Here is an 18859-nt window from a genome sequence, read left to right as displayed (position 1 = left end):
GCGGACGGGCCGGTCAGTTGTCCAGGCCGCGCAGGATCAGCGGCAGCCGGTCCGCGCCGTCCGGGGTGATCCGCAACGGGACACCCCAGTCCTGCCGGGTCAGATGGCAGGCCGCGTGTTCCGCCTCGGCATCACAGGTCGCCGCCTGCGCGGTGATCTGCAACACCCCGGCCGACACCTCCGGGTTGAGTACGAGTTCCCGGGACAGGTCCGTGCTCACCCCGGCCCCGTCGAGCAGCAGTTCCGGCGGGGACGCCGAAACCACGACCCGGGTCGACGGACCGAACGACTCGTCCAGCTTCTGCCCCGGAGCGGGCGTGAAGATCACGTCCAGGGTGATCGTCCCGGCGGCGAGGTCGGTCGGCGGCCGTTCGGTCCGGTGCCGTTCCCCGCTGACCGTGCTCGCACCCGCGGCGGAGAGAGCACCTGGCGCGAGGCGGGTCAGCCGGTGCGCCGCCGACTCGACCACGAGCACGTCACCGTCGCCGGTGAGCACCAGGTCGCTCGGTTCCGCCAACTCGTCCGCGACCGTGCTGACCAGTCCGGTCGCCGGGTCGAACCGGCGCACCGCGCCGTTGTACGTGTCCGCGACCAGCACCGACCCGTCCGGCAGCGCGCACACCCCCAGCGGGTGCTGCAGCAGCGCCTGGTCGGCCGGACCGTCCACGTGACCGAAGTCGAACAGGCCCTGGCCGACCGAGGTGTGCATCACCCCGTCCTCGACGTAGCGCAGGGCGCTGGTCTCGCTGTCCGCGATCCAGAGCCGCCGACCGTCCGTCGACACCGACAGCCCGGACGGCTGCGCCATCCACACCTGGTCCAGGGGGCCGTCCTTGAGCGCCTCGACGGTGGTGCCGGCGTACATGCCCGCGGTCCGCTTGATCGGGTCGAACCACCAGAGCTGGTGGATGCCGGCCATCGCGACGATCACCTTGTCGTCGTACCAGGCGAGGTCCCAGGGGGAGGAGAGGTCGATGGAGAGCGCGTCGTGCGGGTGGTCGTCGACGGTCGAGCGCCACTGGCGTCCGGTGCCGGCGACCGTGCGTACCTCGCCGCTGTCGAGCCGCAGACCGCGCAGCAGGTGGTTCACCGTGTCGGCCACCACGAAGTCGTAACCGACGATCTCGGCGACGTGCGGCGGCAGCGGGCAGATCCCCTGCGGCTCGGCGAAGCGCGCGTCGGCGGGTCCACCGTCGACGTGGCCCCGCTCACCCGATCCGATCCGTCGTTGCAGCGTCTCCCCGTCGGCGGCCAGCTCGACGATCGAGTGCCGGGCCGAGTCGGAGACGAGCAGACCCCCGGTGTCGAGCACCACGGCCTTGCCGGGGAAGCGCAGCGTGGTCGCCGGTTCGGCGGGCGGGACGTACGGGCCGTCGCCGCGGTGCAGGGTGCCTTTCGCCTCGTGGGTGGCGATCAGCTCCTCGATCAGCCGGTCCAGCCCCTCGGCGTGCCCCTCGCCGGCCATCATCGCGACGACGTAACCCTCCGGATCGACCACGGAGAGCGTCGGCCAGGCCTTGGCGGCGTACTGCTGCCAGGTGTGCAGTTCGGGGTCGTCCAGCACCGGGTGGTGGACCTCGTACCGCTCGACGGCGGCGGCGAGCGCGTCGGCGTCCCGTTCGTGCTCGAACTTCGGCGAGTGCACCCCGACGACCACGAGTACGTCGCCGTACTTCTCCTCCAGCGGCCGGAGTTCGTCGAGTACGTGCAGGCAGTTGATGCAGCAGAAGGTCCAGAAGTCGAGCAGGACGATCCGACCGCGGAAGTCCTTGATCGAGTAGGACTTGTCCCCGGTGTTCAGCCACCCGCGACCCTGCAACTCCGGAGCGCGAACTCGGGCGGTACGTATCTCTGCCATGGTCACCATCCTGCCTGAACACCCCGGCCGGGCTGCCCGCTGCCCTGGAACATGCCCGGCCTACCGCAGGTCGGTCAGTCCCTGCGGCGCAGCAGCCAGACGTTGTCCTGCTGCCAGATTTCCTCGTAACCCAGGTCGAGGTACTGCTGCTTGAGGGTCATGACCGCGTCCCGGCTCTTGAACGGCCAGATGATCTCCGGCGGGGCGCCGAGCACCGCGTACTGGGCGCCGTACGGGGCGATGTCGATCACCTTTGACCCGGGCGGGCCCGACTTTGCCGGCAGTCGGAGTTGCTGGGTGCGATTGCTGATCAGTACCCCGATCGCGTCGTCGGCTTCCACCGTCGCACCGCGCGGGATCTGGTCGACGACGGCGAAGGCGGCCCGCTCGTACGACGTCTGCTGCCACGAGTCCTGCTCGAACAGCTTGCGGATCGGGAAGGTCGGCGAGATGCAGCCGTACACCGCGACCGCGAGAACCCCGGCCAGCCAGGTCCAGACGAGCCCCTGAGCCACCCGGGTGCGTACCGCCCGGGGTTTCTGCGGCACGACGGCCTCGGGTGCCGGCGCGGCCTCGGGTTGGTCGCCCTCCGCGGCGGGCGGGGCACTTTCGGGTACGGCGGAACGACGCTCCTGGAGGCGGACGATCCAGCCGGCGAGGCGCCCGACACCGTCCACGCCGGCCATCAGCAAGATGACCATGAGCGGGGCGTTGTACTGGTAGTGGACCATGCTGTACGAGGGCGTGTCCGACAGCATCCGCAGTGCCAGCGACGGCAACGCGAGCAGCATGATCGGCGACAGGAAGTACGCACCGAGGGCGACCGCGAGCAGCCACATCAGCAACTGCTCCCGGTACGGCGTCGAGGAGATGTGGTCCAGCACGTCCAACGGTTGGGTCAGCACGTGCTTCGCCGCCGACGCCGGGCCCGGCCCCATCGACTTGTACGTCCAGTACTGGGTGGAGCTGCCGCCGAACGCCGGCACGAAGACCTTGATCGCGAGCGCGGACCAGACGACCCCGACGAATGCGACTCCGGCGCCCCAGAGCCGATGCCCACGGATGAAGAAGAGCACACCGAGTACGGCGACCAGCAGCCCCATCTCCTCCTTCACCAGCAGGAGCAGCCCGGCCGGGACGAGCGCCTGGAGGTGCCGGCCGGCGTACAGCCGCTCTAGGGCGATGGCCAGCAGCAGGACCGAGGTGTCGAGTTCGTGGTAGCCGACGATCATCGCGGACTGGAGACCCCAGGAGACCGCGAACGCGAGCGCCACCAGGTACGCCGGGCCGACGCCGAGGATCCGTCGGGTGAACTTCCAGATCAGCGCCGCCGCGACCGCGTAGATGACCGCCTGGGCGACGAACAGCATGCGTACGTCGTCCCAGATCCAGTACAGCGGCGCGAAGAACACGTAGATCGGGGAGAAGTGGTCGCCGAGCTGGATGAAGTCGGCGGGAAGCCCGGCGTACCCCGACTTGAGCGGGACGATCGGCGCCTCGAACCGGGAGTAGCCCCGGATCGCCTGGTCGAAGATGACGCTGTCGAACGACTTGTAGCCCAGCTTCCGCCAGCCCTGCACCATCATCGTCAGGTAAAGGCCGAAGGTGAACACCATGACGCCCAGCACCCCGTACGTGTGACGCGTCACCGCCCACGGGAAGAACCGGCGGCGAGGTGGCGACGGTTCGACCGCCTCCGCCTCGGGCAGGGTGATCGTGCTCATGCTTCTACTCCAGGTGAGGGTGGTCCGGCCTCGACGGCGAGATCCGGGGCACGGGAACCTTCCGGCTGTCCGCCGACGGGTTACCGGGGCTGGCCGACCAGGTCGTACGGCTCGGCACCGGCCGCCGTGCGCTGCGCGGGTGGCCGCCCCTCGGAGGTGGCCGCAGGCAGGTGGGCCTCCTTGAGGAGGAAGTGCGGACGCTTCTTGGCCTCGTAGTAGATACGGCCGACGTACTCGCCGATGACGCCGAGCACCATCATGTTCAGGCCACCCAGGCCGACGACGGCGGTGAGCAGGGTGACGTATCCGGGTGAGTCATTTCCGAACACGGTTGCCTGACCGATGATCCAGAGCATGTAGAGCAGGGCGACCGAGGTCATTGCCAGCCCGAGGTAGATCGCCAACCGTAGCGGTTTGTTGTTGAACGACAGCAGTCCGTCCATCGCGTAGTTCAGCAGCTTGCCGAAACTCCAGCTCGTGGCACCGCCGTGGCGCGCGACGTTCTCGTACTCGATGAACGCGATATCGAACCCGACCCAGGCGAACATCGCCTTGGAGAAGCGGTTGTATTCCGGCATCGCGAGGATGGAGTCGACAACCGGGCGGGACAGCAGCCGGAAATCGCCCGCACCGTCGACGAGGCGAACCTCGATCCAGCGGTTGACCAGGCGATAGAAGGCACGGCTGAGTGCCGTACGCACGAACTTGTCGCCCTGTCGGTTGCGGCGGGCCACCACCTGGTCCAGTCCCTGCCGGTGCAACTCCACCATCCGGGGAATCAACGCGGGCGGGTGCTGCAGGTCGGCGTCCATGAGGATGACCGCGTCACCGGTGGCGTGCTTCAGCCCGGCCAGCATCGCCGACTCTTTACCGAAGTTTCGGCTGAACGACACGTACCGCACCCGGTCGTCGGACTCGGCCAGCTTGCGCATGACTATCAGGGTGTCGTCGCTGCTGCCGTCGTCGACGTATATGACTTCGAAATCCTCGCCGGCCGCGGCAACCTCGGCGGTCACCTTGGCGTGCAGCAACTCCAGCGAATCCGCCTCGTTGAAACACGGAACGACGACGGACAACAACATCCAGGCCCCTTAGCGCTTTGCGGCCGGAGTGGAGTTCGGTGGCGGCCGCTCGATTGACTCTCGCCCGATGCGAAGGTGGGGTGGCGAGGCCAGAGCATAGTAGCTGTCCTCCGTCCCGCTATGCGAGCCCAGTAACTCCATACCGGACAAAGCGGCAGGTGGTGCCCCATCGACGCGCGGCACGGACTGCGGTGGTCGAGACGAAAGGCGCCCGCCCCGGAAATCGGAGCGGGCGCCTGTGGTCCGTACCGGTCAGCCGCCGGCGGTCGGCCGGAGGCAGAGCACCTGCTGCTTGCCGTCGTCGGTGGGGATGATGACCTTCGGCAGCGCCTGGTCGGCGCACTCGGCCTCGCTGGCCACCTTGGATACCACCGTGAACGAGCCGGGCTCGGTGCAGGCGACACCGACGGCCCCGTCACCGGACTGCTTCACGCACTCACCGACCGCCGGGTTGAACGTGGGTTCGCCGCCCTGGCCGATGAACCAGAGGGCGCCGAGCGGAATGGCGAGCAGCAGCACCGCGGCGGTCAGCACCATCAGGAGCACCCGCCCGTTGCGTACCTGGGGTGTCGGTGCGGGCTCGGTCTTGACCTCCTCCGCGTCCGGCTTGAACGCGTCGAACCGGTTCTGCGTGGGCTCGTTCGGCGGCGCCTGGGTCGGCCAGGCCGCCGTACCGGCGGGTGGCGGCATGGCCGGTAGCGCAGGGGCTGGCACCACCGGGGACACGCTGGTCCGGTCGTCGAATCCGCCCATGCCGGCGCCACCGGAGACCGCCGGCTGGCCGAACTGGCCGGGCCCGGACGGGCGTGCGGAGCCGGTTGCCGGACTGCCCGGCATCGCGTTGGGTCGTTCACCGAGCAGGTCACCGAAGGGTGCGCCGCCGCCCATGCCCGGATACTGCGGCGAACCGCCCTGCGCCGGCTCGAACCCGCGCGGCGGGTTGTCGTAGCCCGGCGGGGGGCCGTCGAATCCGGCGGTCGGGGCGGGAGCGTATCCGCTCGGTGGCCCGTCGAACCCGGCCGACGGGGGCGGGAACCCGCCCTGCGGCCCGTCGAACCCGCCCGGTTGTGGGTCGAACCCGGGCGGCGGGGCGTCGAATCCGGAGCCCTGGGGTGCGGGGACCCGGGCGGCTCCACTTGCCTGCGGTGCGCCCGCCGGTGAGACGGGGCGCTCGGCCTCGTCGCCGGCAACGGGCACAGCGGCCGCCCCGCCGTACGTGGTGGGGCCGCGGCGGGGCGCTGGTTCGGCGTACTCGGGCGGCTCGGGGTATCCGGCGGGTGGCTCGGTGTAGCCCCCGGCCTCCGGGTAGCCGGAGGATTCGGCGTAACCGGTCGGCGCGGGCGCGAACCCGCTCGGCTCGGCGTATCCGGTGGCCTCCGGGTAACCGCTCGAATCGGGATAACCGGTGGGCGTGCCGTACGTGTTGGGGCTTCGGTGGGCCGAGGGGTCGTTCGGCCCCCGTTGGGCGTCTTCGGCGACCTGCTGCTCGGGCTCCTCCACCGGGTCGGCGGCGGCCGGGCGTCCGTACACCCGGGGCTGGGGAGTGGGCATCGCCGACGACCTGACGGCCTGGTCGGTCGGCGGCATGACCCGGCTGGCCAGCGGCACCGAGGCGCTGCCCGAGACGGCGGCGCTGGCGGAGACGGCCGCGCTGACCGGGACGGCGGCGCTGGCCGCGGCGCGGATCTCGGGAGAGTCCGCCTCCTGGGCCGGCTCCGGCTGCTCGGTGCGGGGCATCGAGACCCGACCCGAAATTCCCGACTCGCTCGACGAGCGGGGTTGCGGAACCACAGCCGGCATCGCCGGGGCGGCGGCCGGGGACTGCGGTGCGTCCGTACCGGGTCCGGAGTAGCCCTCCGGCGCCCAGGCCTGCGGTGCCGGAGCGCCGTCGGACGCCTGGCCGTAGTCCGATTCTCGTCCGGCTCCACGATCGTCGTCGGCGACCGGATCCTGACCGCCGTAACCGCCGGTGCCTGGGAAGCCGTCCGGCGGGTTCCCGTAGGACGGCTGCTCGGCGGCTGCCGGACTGCCGTAGGACGGCTGCTCGGCGGGGGCCGAGCTTCCGTAGGAGGACGGCTGGTCGTAGTTCAGTTGCCGGGGGTAGCCCGGTGACGGCGGGAAGTCGATCTGTACGACGGGTGCGTCCGGGTAATCGGGCAGCTCGCCGCGGGTGGGCCGGTCGGTGGGCGGGTTCGGGCCGCTCGTCGCGGGAAAATCGTCCGCGGGCGGGTAGCCGGACGCCGAGGCCCATCCCGTCGGTGCCGGGTAGTCGGCCTGCGCCGCGTAGTCCGGGTTCGCCGTCGGGTAGTCCGAGGCGGGCGGCGGGAAGGCGCCGGGCGGCGGGTAGCCGCTGGGCGGGGCCCAGTCACCGGGTGGGGCGTACTCGGCGGGCTGGCCGTAGTCCGCGGGGGGCGCGAAGTCGGCCGGTGGGGACGCGGCCAGGCTCGCACCCGGTACCCGTGGCTCCTGCGGCGGCAGCGGCACGGCACCGGCCGGGGAGAAGCCCGGAGCTGGAGCCGGCTGGTAGATCGGGGCGGGTGAGCCGCCTGGCTGCGGGGTCCGGTCGGGCTGCGGCTCGCCCCAGGCGGGACGGCTCTCACCGCTGGGATCCGGCGGGAACTCGTCCGCGCCGAACCGTCCCCGCTCCCGCTGCGGCAGTTCACCCGAGGTGGCACCGGGCGTCGGCACGGAGGCCCGGCCGGGCTCGGGGGCGCCCCAGGCCTCGCCGGGTGCCCACGGCTGCGCGCCGGCAACCTCCGGCGGCAACGGGGGCGGGGTCGGCGTCGGGCGGGTGCCCGCTGCCGCGCTGCCCTGGGCACCCCAGCCGCCGGTCGACTCGGGGTGGGTCGTGCCGGGCGGGCCCCACTGGTCACCGGCCTCGGAACCCTCCGGTACGGGCGCCGCGCCCCAGGGGGTCGCTGCCGGGGATCCGCTGGTCGGTGCCGGCGGTGCCCAACCGGTGTCGTACCCGGGTGGGGGTGTGCTCGCGTACCGCTGTGGGGGGTGTTGCTCGTGGCTGCCCTGCGGCGCTGGTCCAGCGGGGCCCGGCGCAGCCTGGTCCGGCTCCTGGCCGGGATGCTGCAGGTCCTCGGACGTCATGCGCGCGTCTCCTCCATGACATGTCGGCCGTGCCGATGCCGTCCGGACGTCCCCGGCGTGCGGCCGAAGGCGCCGGCCGGACCGGCCGTGCAAGCTTCCCGCACGGTAGCCGGTCTAGGCCGGTGACGCCCGGGCAGCGCCGGCCGTCGAGACCGGGCTGCCGGTGGGGAGTCGAGCTGACGATCTACTCAGACGTCCCGTCCGGCCCGGTCGGGTGACGACCGAGCCCAACCGTACCGGGCGCGTTGATGCACGGTGATCCCGGTCCGGTGGGCGTGCGACGCCGATGACTGGGTGTGAAACGCCGATGACCCGCCCGGGTGAACGGGCGGGTCATCGATCTGGAGGAGAGGAGGTGGAGGTCTGTTGGTGTCAGCCGTAGTAGCGCTGCGCGATCGTGAGGATCTCGTCGCGTACGGCCGGCGAGTTGGCGGAACGGAGCGCGCGCTCGATGGCCCGTGCGCGGCGTGCGGCGTCCCGACGACTGCGGAATTTGTCGATCATGCTCATGGTCTAGCCCCTCTGGCTGGTTGTCCCCAGCGGTTGTGTACCTCCATTAAAGCGCAGCATCGGGCAATCGACCATCGATTAGTAGGTGAGCTGCGACACTGGCCGAACAATCGAAGGTTGTAGGGCGATCGTGCCGACGTTTCAGGTTCCCTAAACGACACGGCCGGTGCCCCCGGAGTTAACCCCGGGCACACCGGCCGGTTGGCGCGGTACCTCTGTTCGGCGGGCCGTTGCGGACATCGGGTCCGGATCGGGCACGCTTCGGACGGCGATCAGGTCCAGGCGAGCAGTGCCGCCTCCGGATCGGCCAGGAACGCGCCGATGTCGCGCAGGAACTTCGAACCGAGCTCGCCGTCGATGATCCGATGGTCGAACGACAGGCCGAGCGTGGTGACCTGACGTACCTTGATCTTGCCCTTGTGCACCCACGGGGTGTCCCGGATGGTGCCGAGGGCCAGGATCGCGGACTCACCCGGCGGCAGGATCGGCGTACCCGTGTCGACCCCGAACACCCCCACGTTGGTGATCGTGAAGGTGCCACCGGACATGTCGGCCGGTGCCGTACGACCGGTCTTCGCGGTCTGGACCAGCGCGGTCATCGCGTCCGCCAGTTCGCGCAGGGAGAGCCGACCGGCGTCCTTGATGTTCGGCACGATCAGCCCACGCTCGGTGGCCGCCGCGATGCCCAGGTTGACGTACTCCTTGACCACGATCTCGTCGCCGGCCCAGGTCGAGTTGACCAGCGGGTGCCGGCCGACCGCCAGCAGGACCGCCTTGGCGACCAGCAGCAGCGGGGAGATCCGCACCTCCCGCCACTCCGGCAGCGCCCGCAGCCGGTCGATCGCCTTCATCGTCCGGGTCACGTCGACGGTCAGGAACTCGGTGACGTGCGGTGCGGTGAACGCCGACGCGACCATGTTCGCCGCGGTCAGCTTCCGTACGCCCTTCACCGGGATCCGCTGCTCGCGGTCGGGTCCGAAGACCGGGGCCGAGGACCCGGTCACCGCCGCCACGGTCGGCTCGGCCACCGTCGCGACGCCGGCCGAGGCCCGCTGTACGTCTTCCCGCGTGATCGAGCCGAGCGGACCCGACCCGGCGAGTACGGACAGATCCACTCCCAGGTCCCGGGCGAGCTTGCGCACCGGCGGCTTGGCGAGCACCGGCCCACCACCCACCAGCGCCGTCGCCGCCCGCTGCACCTGCGGAGCCGGAGCCGGAGCAGGTGCCGGTGCCGGCTGCCGTACGGGTGCCGGAGCCGGCTGCACCGGAGCCGGCTGCACCGGGGCTGCCGCGGCCACCGTTTCGACGGCACCGCCCTTGCGCGGCCTCCGCTTGGCGGCGCCGGTCTTCGGTCCGTAACCGACCAGCACGGCGGTACGCCCACCCGGTGCCGGACCACCGATCAATCCGGGCTCGACCGCGCCCTCGGCCGGGGCGATCTCCACCGCGGCCAGCGCCTCGGCCGACGGGACGGGCAGGCCACCGTTGTCACCGGGGGCGAGCGGTCCGGCGCCGGGCTGGGTGTCGATCTGGATGATCGGCGCGCCGACCTCGACCACGGCACCCTCGGCCTCGAAGATGGCGTGCACGACGCCACCCCACTTCGCCGGGATCTCGACCGCCGCCTTGGCGGTCTCCACCTCGACGATCGGCTGGTTCAGCTCGATCGTGTCGCCGACCGAGACCAGCCACTTGAGGATCTCGCCCTCGGTCAGGCCCTCGCCCAGGTCGGGCAGGTTGAACTGTTCGATCCGTGGCATTAGCTCACCATCCGAAGGTGCGGTCGACGCCGTCGAGCACCCGGTCGAGGTTCGGCAGGTAGTCCTCCTCGACCCGGGCGGCCGGGTACGGCGTGTCGTAGCCCGTCACCCGCAGCACCGGCGCCTCCAGCGAGTAGAAGCACTCCTCGGTGATCCGTGCGGCCAGCTCCGCGCCGAGGCCCAGGTTGCCGGGCGCCTCGTGCACCACGACGCACCGACCGGTGCGGCGTACCGAGTCGTAGACCGGGCGCAGGTCCAGCGGGGAGAGCGAACGCAGGTCGAAGACCTCCAGGTCCCGGCCGTCCTCCTCGGCGGCGGTGGCCGCGTCCAGGGCGGTCCGGACCATCGGCCCGTACGCGAGCACGGTGGCGTCCCGGCCGGCGCGCACCAGACGGGTGGCGTGCAGCGGGTACGCGTCGGCGAGCGGGGCGTCGACGTCGACCGGGCCCTTCTCGTAGTACCGGCGCTTCGGCTCCAGGAAGACGATCGGGTCGTCCGACAACACCGACTGCTGGATCATCGAGTACGCGTCCTGCGGGGAGGCGCAGCTGACGACCTTGAGTCCGGCGGTGTGCGAGAAGTACGCCTCCGGCGACTCGGAGTGGTGCTCCACCGCACCGATGCCGCCGCCGTACGGGATCCGGATGACGATCGGCAGTTTGACCTTGCCCTGCGACCGGTAGTGCATCTTCGCCACCTGCGACACGATCTGGTCGTACGCGGGGTAGACGAAGCCGTCGAACTGGATCTCGCAGATCGGCCGGTAGCCGCGGATGGCCAGGCCGACCGCGGTGCCGATGATGCCGGACTCGGCGAGCGGGGTGTCGATGATCCGGTTCTCGCCGAAGTCCTTCTGCAGGCCGTCGGTGATCCGGAAGACGCCGCCGAGCTTGCCGACGTCCTCGCCCATGATGATGACCTTGGGGTCCTGCTCCAGCGCGCGCCGCAGGCCGAGGTTGAGTGCCTTGCCCAGGGTGAGGGTTTCGGTGGCCATCAGTGCGCACTCCCTTCGAACGACTCCAGGTACCGGGCTGCCTGCTCACGTTCCGCGTCGACCAGCGGCGAGCCGTGGGCGTAGACGTGGTCGAAGAGGGTCAGCGGTTCCGGGTCCGGCATCGCGAGCACCCGCTCGCGCAGGTGCAGGGACTCCCGCTTGGCCTGCTCGTCGATCTCGGCGAAGAACGACTCGTCGGCGATCTGCTGCTTCTCGATGAACGCCTTCATCCGGGCCAGCGGGTCCTTGGCCCGCCACGCCTCGACCTCGCTGGCGATCCGGTAGCGGGTCGGGTCGTCGGTGGTGGTGTGCGCACCCATCCGGTACGTGTACGCCTCGATCAGGGTCGGGCCCTGTCCGTTGCGCGCGTTGTCCAGGGCGTTGCGGGTGACCGCGTACGTGGCCAGCACGTCGTTGCCGTCGACCCGTACGCCGGGGAAGCCGAAGCCGGCGGCCCGCTGGTAGAGCGGGACGCGGGTCTGGCGCTCCAGCGGCTCGGAGATCGCGTACTGGTTGTTCTGGCAGAAGAAGACGATCGGCGAGTTGAACACACCCGACCAGACGAACGCCTCGTTCACGTCACCCTGTGAGGTTGCCCCGTCACCGAAGTACGCGATGACCGCTTCGCCCTCGTCGCCACCGATCTTGCCGTCCATGCTGATGCCCATGGCGTAGCCGGTCGCGTGCAGGGTCTGTGCCCCGATGACGATCGTGTACATGTTGAACTTGAACTCGTTGGGGTCCCAGCCGCCCTGGTCCACGCCGCGGAAGAGCCCCAGCGGCATGATCGGGTCGATCCCGCGGCAGTAGAGCACGCCGTGCTCGCGGTAGGTGGGGAACGCCATGTCCTGCGGGCGCAGTGCCCGGCCCGAACCGACCTGGGCGGCCTCCTGGCCGAGCAGGCTGGCCCAGATGCCCAGCTCACCCTGACGCTGCAGCGCGGTTGCCTCCGCGTCGAGCTTGCGTACCAGGACGAGGTCGCGGTAGAGCCCGCGGTACTCCTCGTCGGTGAAGTCCACCCGGTATTCGGTGCCGTCCGGTCCCGTCGCCGAGTCGATCCGCTCACCGTCCGGGGTGAGCAGCTGCACGAGGTTGGGATCGCCCGTGCTCTTCGCCCCCGGCTTTGCTGCCCTGGGTGCGGCCCGCTTGCCACGGGCCGTGGCCCCGCCGTCGCCTCTCGCCATCCGTCTCTCCCTGTCGTGTGTGCGTCGGCCTCGGGGGTTTCCCGACCGCGCAGCTCCTGCGCCCGCCCGGCTGCTGCCGGACCGGGTAGTGGCCGCCACGCCTAGCCCCGGTGGGGGTTGCCGCGCGGCGTGAACCGGATTCTGGCCGAACCAGGTTCGGGAGTTGCCGGCGCCGAGCCGCGCCTGCCGCGGGGTACGCGGAGACCTTGGCTGCGTTGCCGTCAGGTCCATATTTGCAGAGGTGGTGAGCGCGCCCACAGCTCGGCCTCGACCAGTGATCGACGGACGTCGCCTTCATGGAGTCCTGTCCCTTTTATGACTGTAGGGAGCGTCGGCACCAAACTTCAAAAATTGACACGCTGTGGGGGGCTAGCCAACAAAGCGTTACTACGTCACTGTATGTGGCGGTGCTACCGCTGCGGTAGGGAGAGTTCTTCCCTGCCGCCCCGCCCGGTTGACGCCACCGTACGTCGGTGCCGGCGATGTCGTATGACCTCGATATCGCCGGTGCCGGCGTCAGGCGCGCTCACCGGTGCGGTCGACAGGACGAGGAGGACGCCCGTGCCCGACCACGGTGCCGACCCCGTACCCTCGCTGCCGCCCCGCCACCGGCGGTCCGGCCCCGCGCCCACGAGCCGGCGTACCACCGGCGCGCACCGCGCGGAGGGGCTCGCCGGACCGACCCGGCGCTACCTGTTCATCGTGACCCTGCTGGCGAGCACCTCGTCGCTGCCGATCATCGCGGCGATCAGCGCCGGCTCGGCCACCGTCGGCGGCACCACACCGACCGGCACCATGCCGTTCATCGCCCCGCCGTCCGAGGGGCCGGTGGTCCTGCCGCTGCCGCCGACGGCACTGCCGGGCGCGCTGCCGCCGGCCGCCGAGGCCCGGATCACCCCGTCGGTGCTGCGACAGCCCCCGGACCCGGCCGACCGGCCGATCCGAGGACCCGTACCGGCGCGGCCCGAGCCGGGTCACCCGCCCCGGCCGGCGCCGCAGCCGATCCGCCCGCCGGTGCCGCCACCGAGCCCGGAACCGACCGGGTCGAGCCCGGCCCCGCAACCGTCACCGACCGGTCCGCCCGACCCGAGCCCGGAGCCGACCGCGAGTCCGAGCCCGGAACCGACGGTCAGCCCGTCGCCGGGCCCGACGGCCGGTCCGACCCCGGAGCCGACGCCCAGCCCGGATCCCACGCCGAGCCCCGAGCCGACGCTGAGTCCGACGCCCGATCCGACCGTCGCCCCGACCCCCGAGCCGACCGCGAGCGGCGCACCCGATCCGACTCCGGAACCGACCGGCAGTCCCGCACCGGGCCCGACACCCGGCCCGACCGAGAGCGACCCGCCGCGTCCGACGCCCGCGCCGACCGGGAGCGACGCGCCGGGTCCGACGCCCGCACCGACCGGCACCGGTACGCCCGTACCGCTGCCCTCCATCCGGCCGACGCCGATTCCGTCCCCGCGGGCGGCGGTCACCGGCCTGCCGGTTCGGCCGATCACTACGCAGTGACGACTGACTATGCTGATCCTCTTCGATTGATCCCGGGTCATCCGGGCGACTCGAACGGGAGGGCAGTGTGGCTCAATCCAGTCGTACCTGGCGTCGTCGCCTATTGGCCGCCGGCACCGCTGTGGTGGTGGGCGTGGTCGTGGCGGCGCCGCCGGCACAGGCCACCGGCGGCGGGTCGGGAGCGTTCCAGTCCTGGCTGGTACGCAAGGCGGTCACCGCCAACGGCGTACTGCACCATCTGAAGGAACTCCAGAAGATCAGCGACCGCAACGGGGGCAACCGCGCCTCGGGCTCGCCGGGTTACAACAAATCCGTCGACTACGCCGAGAAGGTGCTGCGCAAGGCCGGTTACCGGACCAGCCGACAGGCGTTCGACTTCCAGACCTTCCTCATCAACACCCCGTCCGAACTGGACCGGGTGGCACCCGCACCGGGCGCCCTGGAACACCGGATCATGAGCTACTCGGGCAGCGCCGACGTCACCGCGCCGGCCTCCGTACCCATGGGTGACCAGTTCGGATGTACGGCGGCGGCCTTCGGCCCGGCGAACGTCGGCACGATCGTGCTGATCAGCCGGGGCACCTGCCCGTTCGGCGACAAGGCGCTCGCCGCGGCAGCCGCCGGGGCGGCGGCGATCGTCGTCTACAACAACACCACCGGGGCGCTGGCCGGCACCCTCGGCAACACCTTCACCGCCGACTTCGCCGCGGTGGGGATCACCCAGGCGCTCGGTCAGGAACTCGTCGCGCAGGTCCCGGGTGGACTGACCCTGCGGGTCCGGACCGACACCTTCCGGGGCATGGCCACCACCGAGAACCTCCTCGCCGAGTCCCGCTGGGGCAACCCGAACAACGTGGTGATGGCCGGTGCGCACCTCGACTCGGTGCCCGAGGGTCCGGGCATCAACGACAACGGCAGCGGCAGCGGAGCGATCCTGGAGGTCGCCGAGCAGATGCGCCTGCTGCACCCCAAGAACAAGGTACGGTTCGCGCTCTGGGGCGCCGAGGAGTCCAACCTGGTCGGCTCGACGTACTACATCGCCAACCTGCCGCAGGCCGAGCGGGACAAGATCGCGCTCTACCTGAACTTCGACATGGTCGGCTCGCCGAACTACGTACGGTTCGTCTACGACGGCGACAACTCGGCCTTCCCGCCGGGCACCGGTTCGGCCGTCGGACCGCCCGGTTCGGGAGCGATCGAGGCCCTCTTCCACGACTACTTCGAGTCCCAGGGGCTGGCGTCGGCGGAGACGCCGTTCTCCGGCCGCAGCGACTACGGTCCGTTCATCGCGGCCGGTGTCGACATCCCCTCCGGCGGCCTGTTCACCGGCGCCGAACTGGTCAAGACCGAGGCCGAGGCGGCGGTCTACGGCGGCACCGCCGGGGTCGCGTACGACGTCTGCTACCACCAGGCGTGCGACACCATCAACAACGTGAGCAGGAAGGCGATCGACGAGATGTCCGACGCGGTCGCGCACGCCGTGGTCACGTACGCCTTCGACACCCGCAGTCTGGGCGCGCCGACCAACGGACCGGCGAGCGGCTCGACCGCTCCGGCCGGCGGTGGCGGCGGACTGCACGACGATCACGAGTACGCCAGCTAGGCCCGGTGTACGTGGGGGTCGAAGGTCGGTGGTCTGCCGGCCTTCGACCCCTTCTTCGCGCTGGTTGGCGGCCTGATCGGTCTGTCACCGGCGCTGCTTCGGCGGGCTTCGCGCCTAGGAGAAGTAGTGCCCCTGCTGGAGGTCGGCGATCAGTCCGGGGCCGGTAGGTCGCCAGCCGAGCAGGTCGCGGGTGATCTGTGCCGATGCGGGCCCGTCGACTGTCCAGAGGCCGCCGAGCCAGCCGACGTAGTCGCCGGCTTCCTCGGCGCTGACCGAGACCGCGGGAACGTGCAGTTGTGCGGCGAGGGTCTCGGCGACCGTACGGATCGGCACGCCCTCGTCGCCGACCGCGTGCAGGACCGAGCCGGCCGGGGCGGACTCGACCGCGAGGCGGAACAGTCGCGCGGCGTCGTCGCGGTGGACGGCGGGCCAGCGGTTGTCGCCGTCGCCGACGTACGCGGCGGCGCCCTTCTGGCGTGCGAAGCCGATCGCGGTGGTGGTGAAGCCGTTGTCGCCCATGCCGTGGGTGGCGGGTGGGAGCCGCACGAGCGAGGAGCGGACTCCGTGCTCGGCGAGCGCGAGTGCTCGGCGGGCGTTCGCCATCCGTCCGGCGGCGCCGCTGATCGGGCCCGTGCTGCCGGCGTCCGGGTCCAGTCCGTCGCGTTCGGTGGCGACGACACCGGACGGCAGCCCGAGTACGCCGAGCATGCCGGAGGCCATGACGAACGGCTTGCCGGTGCCGGCGAGGGCTTCGCCGAAGGTGTCGATCGCCGCGCGGTCGGCGTCGGTGGCGCCGGCGAAGTCACCGGCGAAGAACATGTCGTGCTTGAACGCCAGGTGGACGACGCCGTCGGCGGAGTCGGCCGCGGCGCGCAGGGCGCCGAGATCGTCGAGCGATCCCGGGTGGACCTCGGCCCCCATCTCCCGCAGGGACTTGGCCGCCGCGTCCGAGCGGGCCAGCCCGGTGACCTCGTGGCCGGCGGCGATCAGGTCGGGGACGAGCCCTCGACCGACCCAGCCCGACGCTCCGGTGACGAACACACGCATGAGGACCTCCGAGATCCTAGAACGATCGTACGAGAAACGAATGTAGTACGGTCGTTCTAGAAACCGCAATGCGAGAGGGATCACGAGGCAGCCATGACGGGACGCCCGGTCAATCACCAGCGGCGGGCCGACCTGCTCGACGCCGCGGTCGAATACGCGATAGAGCACGGCTTCGCCGACCTGTCGTGGCGCCCGGTGGCCCGCGCCCTCGGGGTGTCGACCACGACGCTGGTGCACCACTTCGGCACCAAGGAGCAGATGCTCGAGGCCATACTCGGGCGGCTGCGGGAGCGCGCATTCGCGGCCACGAGCGATGCCGTCGGCGACCAGCCAGACCTGGCCGCCGCCGCACGCGCGGTCTGGACCCGTACCTCCGACCCGCTTCAGTGGGCGGAGTTCCGACTGTTCTTCGCGGTCTACGGACGCGCGCTACAGGCGCCGCGACAGTTCGCGGAGTTCCTCGACCGCGTCGTGGCCGACTGGATGAGCGCCCTTGTCGACGCGCAAGGACCGGACACCGACGCGGCGACAGCGACCCGCACCGCAACCCTGGTCATCGCCACGATCCGCGGGCTGCTGCTCGACCTGCTCGCCACCGGCGACCAGGACCGCGTCCAGGACGCGGCCGAGAGCTTCCTGGCGACCCTCGAACACCGCCCGCCGCCACAGAGCGGCACCCAGCCCCGCTGAGCGGCCCTAATCGGGAAACCGACGGACGAGCACCCGCACCAGCACGTTCGCGCCCAACCGCGGCCTGGTACGGGTACGGGGCGACGCAGACGCGCCGCCCCGTACCCGTTGTCCGGGCCGGCTAGGCCGGTTCCTCGCCGAGGCGCTGGCGGTTCGCCTCGATCCAGGCGTCGAGCGCGTCCGGGTCGTCCGGGTCCACCCCGTCCGCCATCAGCTGCGCCACCGCCGCCGTCGCCGGGCTGCGCCGCTCGCCGGTGCTGTAGAGCCGGGCGAACTCCGGCACCATCTCCTCGATGGCCTGGTCCGTCTGCGGCACCGCCGACTCCGGCAGGCCACGACGACGGGCGGCATAGGCGGCCCAGGCGCGTACCGCGCGGGGCAGCATGGCCGCGTCGTCCATGTCGAGCACCGCGCGGCGATGGACCCAGTCGAGCAGGAAGAGGCCGGCGACCGCCGGACTCCACCGCATCGGGTCCGCGTCCGGGAAGCTCGCCGAGTGGTCCAGCACCAGGCTGAGGCAGAAGTGCAGCGAGGGCAGGTCGGCCTCCGGCACGTCGGACAGCCCGAACCGGGCCGCCTCCGGCGAGTCGAGGAACGCCCGGACCAGCGCCGAGCGCTGCTCCGACGAGAGCGGCTCGGGCTCGTCCGGCACCGCCGTCAGCACCGACGCCGGCAGCAGCGCCAACCGGGCGCCGACCAGGGCCCGGTCGGTGGCGAGGGAGCCCTCCGCCGGCAGGTCACCGAGTTCGTCGGTCACCGCCAGGTAGCGGTCCACCTCGCGGCGCAACCGGCGCGGTTCCTCCTCCCGGAACCAGGTCAGCTCGTCGTTGGCGCACATCTCGCGGACCTGACCGAGGATGCGCTCGGCCGGGCCGCCGACGAAGACGTCCTTGGTGATCCCGATGTTGTGGTCGACCAGGGCCACCACCGCATGCTCCGGCCCGCCCGCCTCACCGTCGTCGTACGCGAAGGTGGCGAGGTAGGACGTCTGGTCGCCGTACACGTCGCCGTAGGCGTAGCTGCCGGTGAGCCGGACCTTGCCCAACTGGCCCGACCACGACGGCGCGGTTGCGCCCTGCTTGACCGTGGCCGCGCCCTCGGCGTCCGGCACCAGGGTGGCGAACACGTTCCGGATGGTGGTCGCGGCGGCCGTCCGGCGTCGCGAGGTCGCGGCGAGGAAACCGCCCACGAACTCGCGTACGGCCGTGCTGCGGTCTTCGTCGGCGATCGCGTAGACACTGCCCAGAAGTGCCGCGCCGAGCATTTCGGCATCCAGTGCGCAGTCCAGCTTGGTTACGTCGCGGGCGGCGTGCAGCACCGCGTCGTAGGGGGTTTGAGGCGTCGCCATGGTTCCGACCCTACGCCCGCGGCCACCTCGTGAGTACCAGCAGCGCGCCCGGCGCGAGTACGCCCAGAGCGAGCGAGACGAGGCTGGCGACCAGCCCGCCACCGGCCAGCGTCCCGCGATGGGACAGGTGGAAGGCCAGGTGTATGCCGGAGAAGAGCAGCACCCCGCCGAGTACCACCCTGGTCACCCGTTGGTCGGCCAACCAGGCGGCGGCGAGCAGCAGTGCGCCCAGGGTCAGGAACGCCGCCCCGACGTCGGTCATCAGGTGCACGTTGAACGGCGGGTACGCGGCCGTCCAGGTCTGCCCGAAACCGGGAAAGTGGTCGAAGAACCAGCGCGGGGCGGCCACCGCGGGAATGCCCCACGACACGTGCAGCGCACCGAGCAGGACCAGACCGGCACGCAGCAGCGGCCCCGCCCAGCGGTTCACCGGTACGGGGCCCATCGCGGC

Annotated in this window: 14 protein-coding genes; 3 read left to right on the top strand and 11 right to left on the bottom strand. The window is 71.3% G+C overall.

The window, feature by feature from the left end:
• Positions 1-13: 13 nt before the first annotated feature.
• The 8 genes from AB0J90_RS14305 to pdhA form a co-directional block, all read right to left on the bottom strand.
• Positions 14-1849, bottom strand: a complete 1836-nt coding sequence (locus AB0J90_RS14305; protein ID WP_363596247.1) for an NHL domain-containing thioredoxin family protein — start codon at positions 1847-1849, stop codon at positions 14-16.
• Positions 1850-1932: 83 nt separating this feature from the next.
• Positions 1933-3582, bottom strand: coding sequence for a DUF2079 domain-containing protein (locus tag AB0J90_RS14300; protein ID WP_363595802.1), 1650 nt, complete (start codon positions 3580-3582; stop codon positions 1933-1935).
• Between the two features lie 80 nt (positions 3583-3662).
• Positions 3663-4664, bottom strand: coding sequence for a glycosyltransferase family 2 protein (locus tag AB0J90_RS14295; RefSeq protein ID WP_363595800.1), 1002 nt, complete (start codon positions 4662-4664; stop codon positions 3663-3665).
• Between the two features lie 252 nt (positions 4665-4916).
• Positions 4917-7763: a hypothetical protein gene (locus AB0J90_RS14290; protein ID WP_363595798.1), complete on the bottom strand. Its 2847-nt coding sequence runs from the start codon at positions 7761-7763 to the stop codon at positions 4917-4919.
• Positions 7764-8135: 372 nt separating this feature from the next.
• Positions 8136-8273, bottom strand: a complete 138-nt coding sequence (locus AB0J90_RS14285) for a hypothetical protein (protein ID WP_363595796.1) — start codon at positions 8271-8273, stop codon at positions 8136-8138.
• Between the two features lie 272 nt (positions 8274-8545).
• Positions 8546-10033: a dihydrolipoamide acetyltransferase family protein gene (locus tag AB0J90_RS14280; RefSeq protein WP_363595794.1), complete on the bottom strand. Its 1488-nt coding sequence runs from the start codon at positions 10031-10033 to the stop codon at positions 8546-8548.
• Between the two features lie 4 nt (positions 10034-10037).
• Complete coding sequence (locus AB0J90_RS14275; protein WP_363595792.1) at positions 10038-11027, bottom strand: alpha-ketoacid dehydrogenase subunit beta; 990 nt, start codon at positions 11025-11027, stop codon at positions 10038-10040.
• A complete protein-coding gene (pdhA, locus tag AB0J90_RS14270; protein WP_363595790.1) occupies positions 11027-12211 on the bottom strand; it encodes a pyruvate dehydrogenase (acetyl-transferring) E1 component subunit alpha in 1185 nt (394 codons plus the stop codon). The genes AB0J90_RS14275 and pdhA overlap by 1 nt, the downstream gene beginning before the upstream one ends.
• A 561-nt stretch (positions 12212-12772) precedes the next feature.
• On the opposite strand from pdhA, the gene AB0J90_RS14265 reads away from it, so the two are divergent.
• Both AB0J90_RS14265 and AB0J90_RS14260 read left to right on the top strand, forming a co-directional pair.
• A complete protein-coding gene (locus tag AB0J90_RS14265; protein ID WP_363595788.1) occupies positions 12773-13720 on the top strand; it encodes a hypothetical protein in 948 nt (315 codons plus the stop codon).
• Between the two features lie 67 nt (positions 13721-13787).
• Positions 13788-15323, top strand: coding sequence for a M28 family metallopeptidase (locus tag AB0J90_RS14260; RefSeq protein ID WP_363595786.1), 1536 nt, complete (start codon positions 13788-13790; stop codon positions 15321-15323).
• A gap of 114 nt (positions 15324-15437) precedes the next feature.
• On the opposite strand, the gene AB0J90_RS14255 is transcribed toward AB0J90_RS14260, so the two are convergent.
• Complete coding sequence (locus AB0J90_RS14255; RefSeq protein ID WP_363595784.1) at positions 15438-16370, bottom strand: SDR family oxidoreductase; 933 nt, start codon at positions 16368-16370, stop codon at positions 15438-15440.
• Positions 16371-16463: 93 nt separating this feature from the next.
• Between AB0J90_RS14255 and AB0J90_RS14250 the strand changes: the two genes are divergently transcribed.
• Positions 16464-17060, top strand: coding sequence for a TetR/AcrR family transcriptional regulator (locus AB0J90_RS14250; RefSeq protein WP_363595782.1), 597 nt, complete (start codon positions 16464-16466; stop codon positions 17058-17060).
• A gap of 121 nt (positions 17061-17181) precedes the next feature.
• Here AB0J90_RS14250 and AB0J90_RS14245 read toward each other — a convergent pair whose 3' ends face one another.
• Positions 17182-18408 carry a hypothetical protein gene (locus AB0J90_RS14245; RefSeq protein ID WP_363595780.1) on the bottom strand — a complete coding sequence of 409 codons (1227 nt, stop codon included), beginning with the start codon at positions 18406-18408 and terminating at the stop codon, positions 17182-17184.
• 10 nt (positions 18409-18418) lie between these two features.
• The gene (locus AB0J90_RS14240; RefSeq protein WP_363595778.1) at positions 18419-18853 is read right to left on the bottom strand and encodes a hypothetical protein; all 435 of its coding nucleotides are present in this window, start codon (positions 18851-18853) and stop codon (positions 18419-18421) included.
• Positions 18854-18859: the final 6 nt, after the last annotated feature.

The sequence above is a fragment of the Micromonospora sp. NPDC049523 genome (genome assembly GCF_040676775.1).
GTDB lineage: Bacteria > Actinomycetota > Actinomycetes > Mycobacteriales > Micromonosporaceae > Micromonospora_G.
This window is presented reverse-complemented; position numbering and strand designations above follow the sequence as displayed.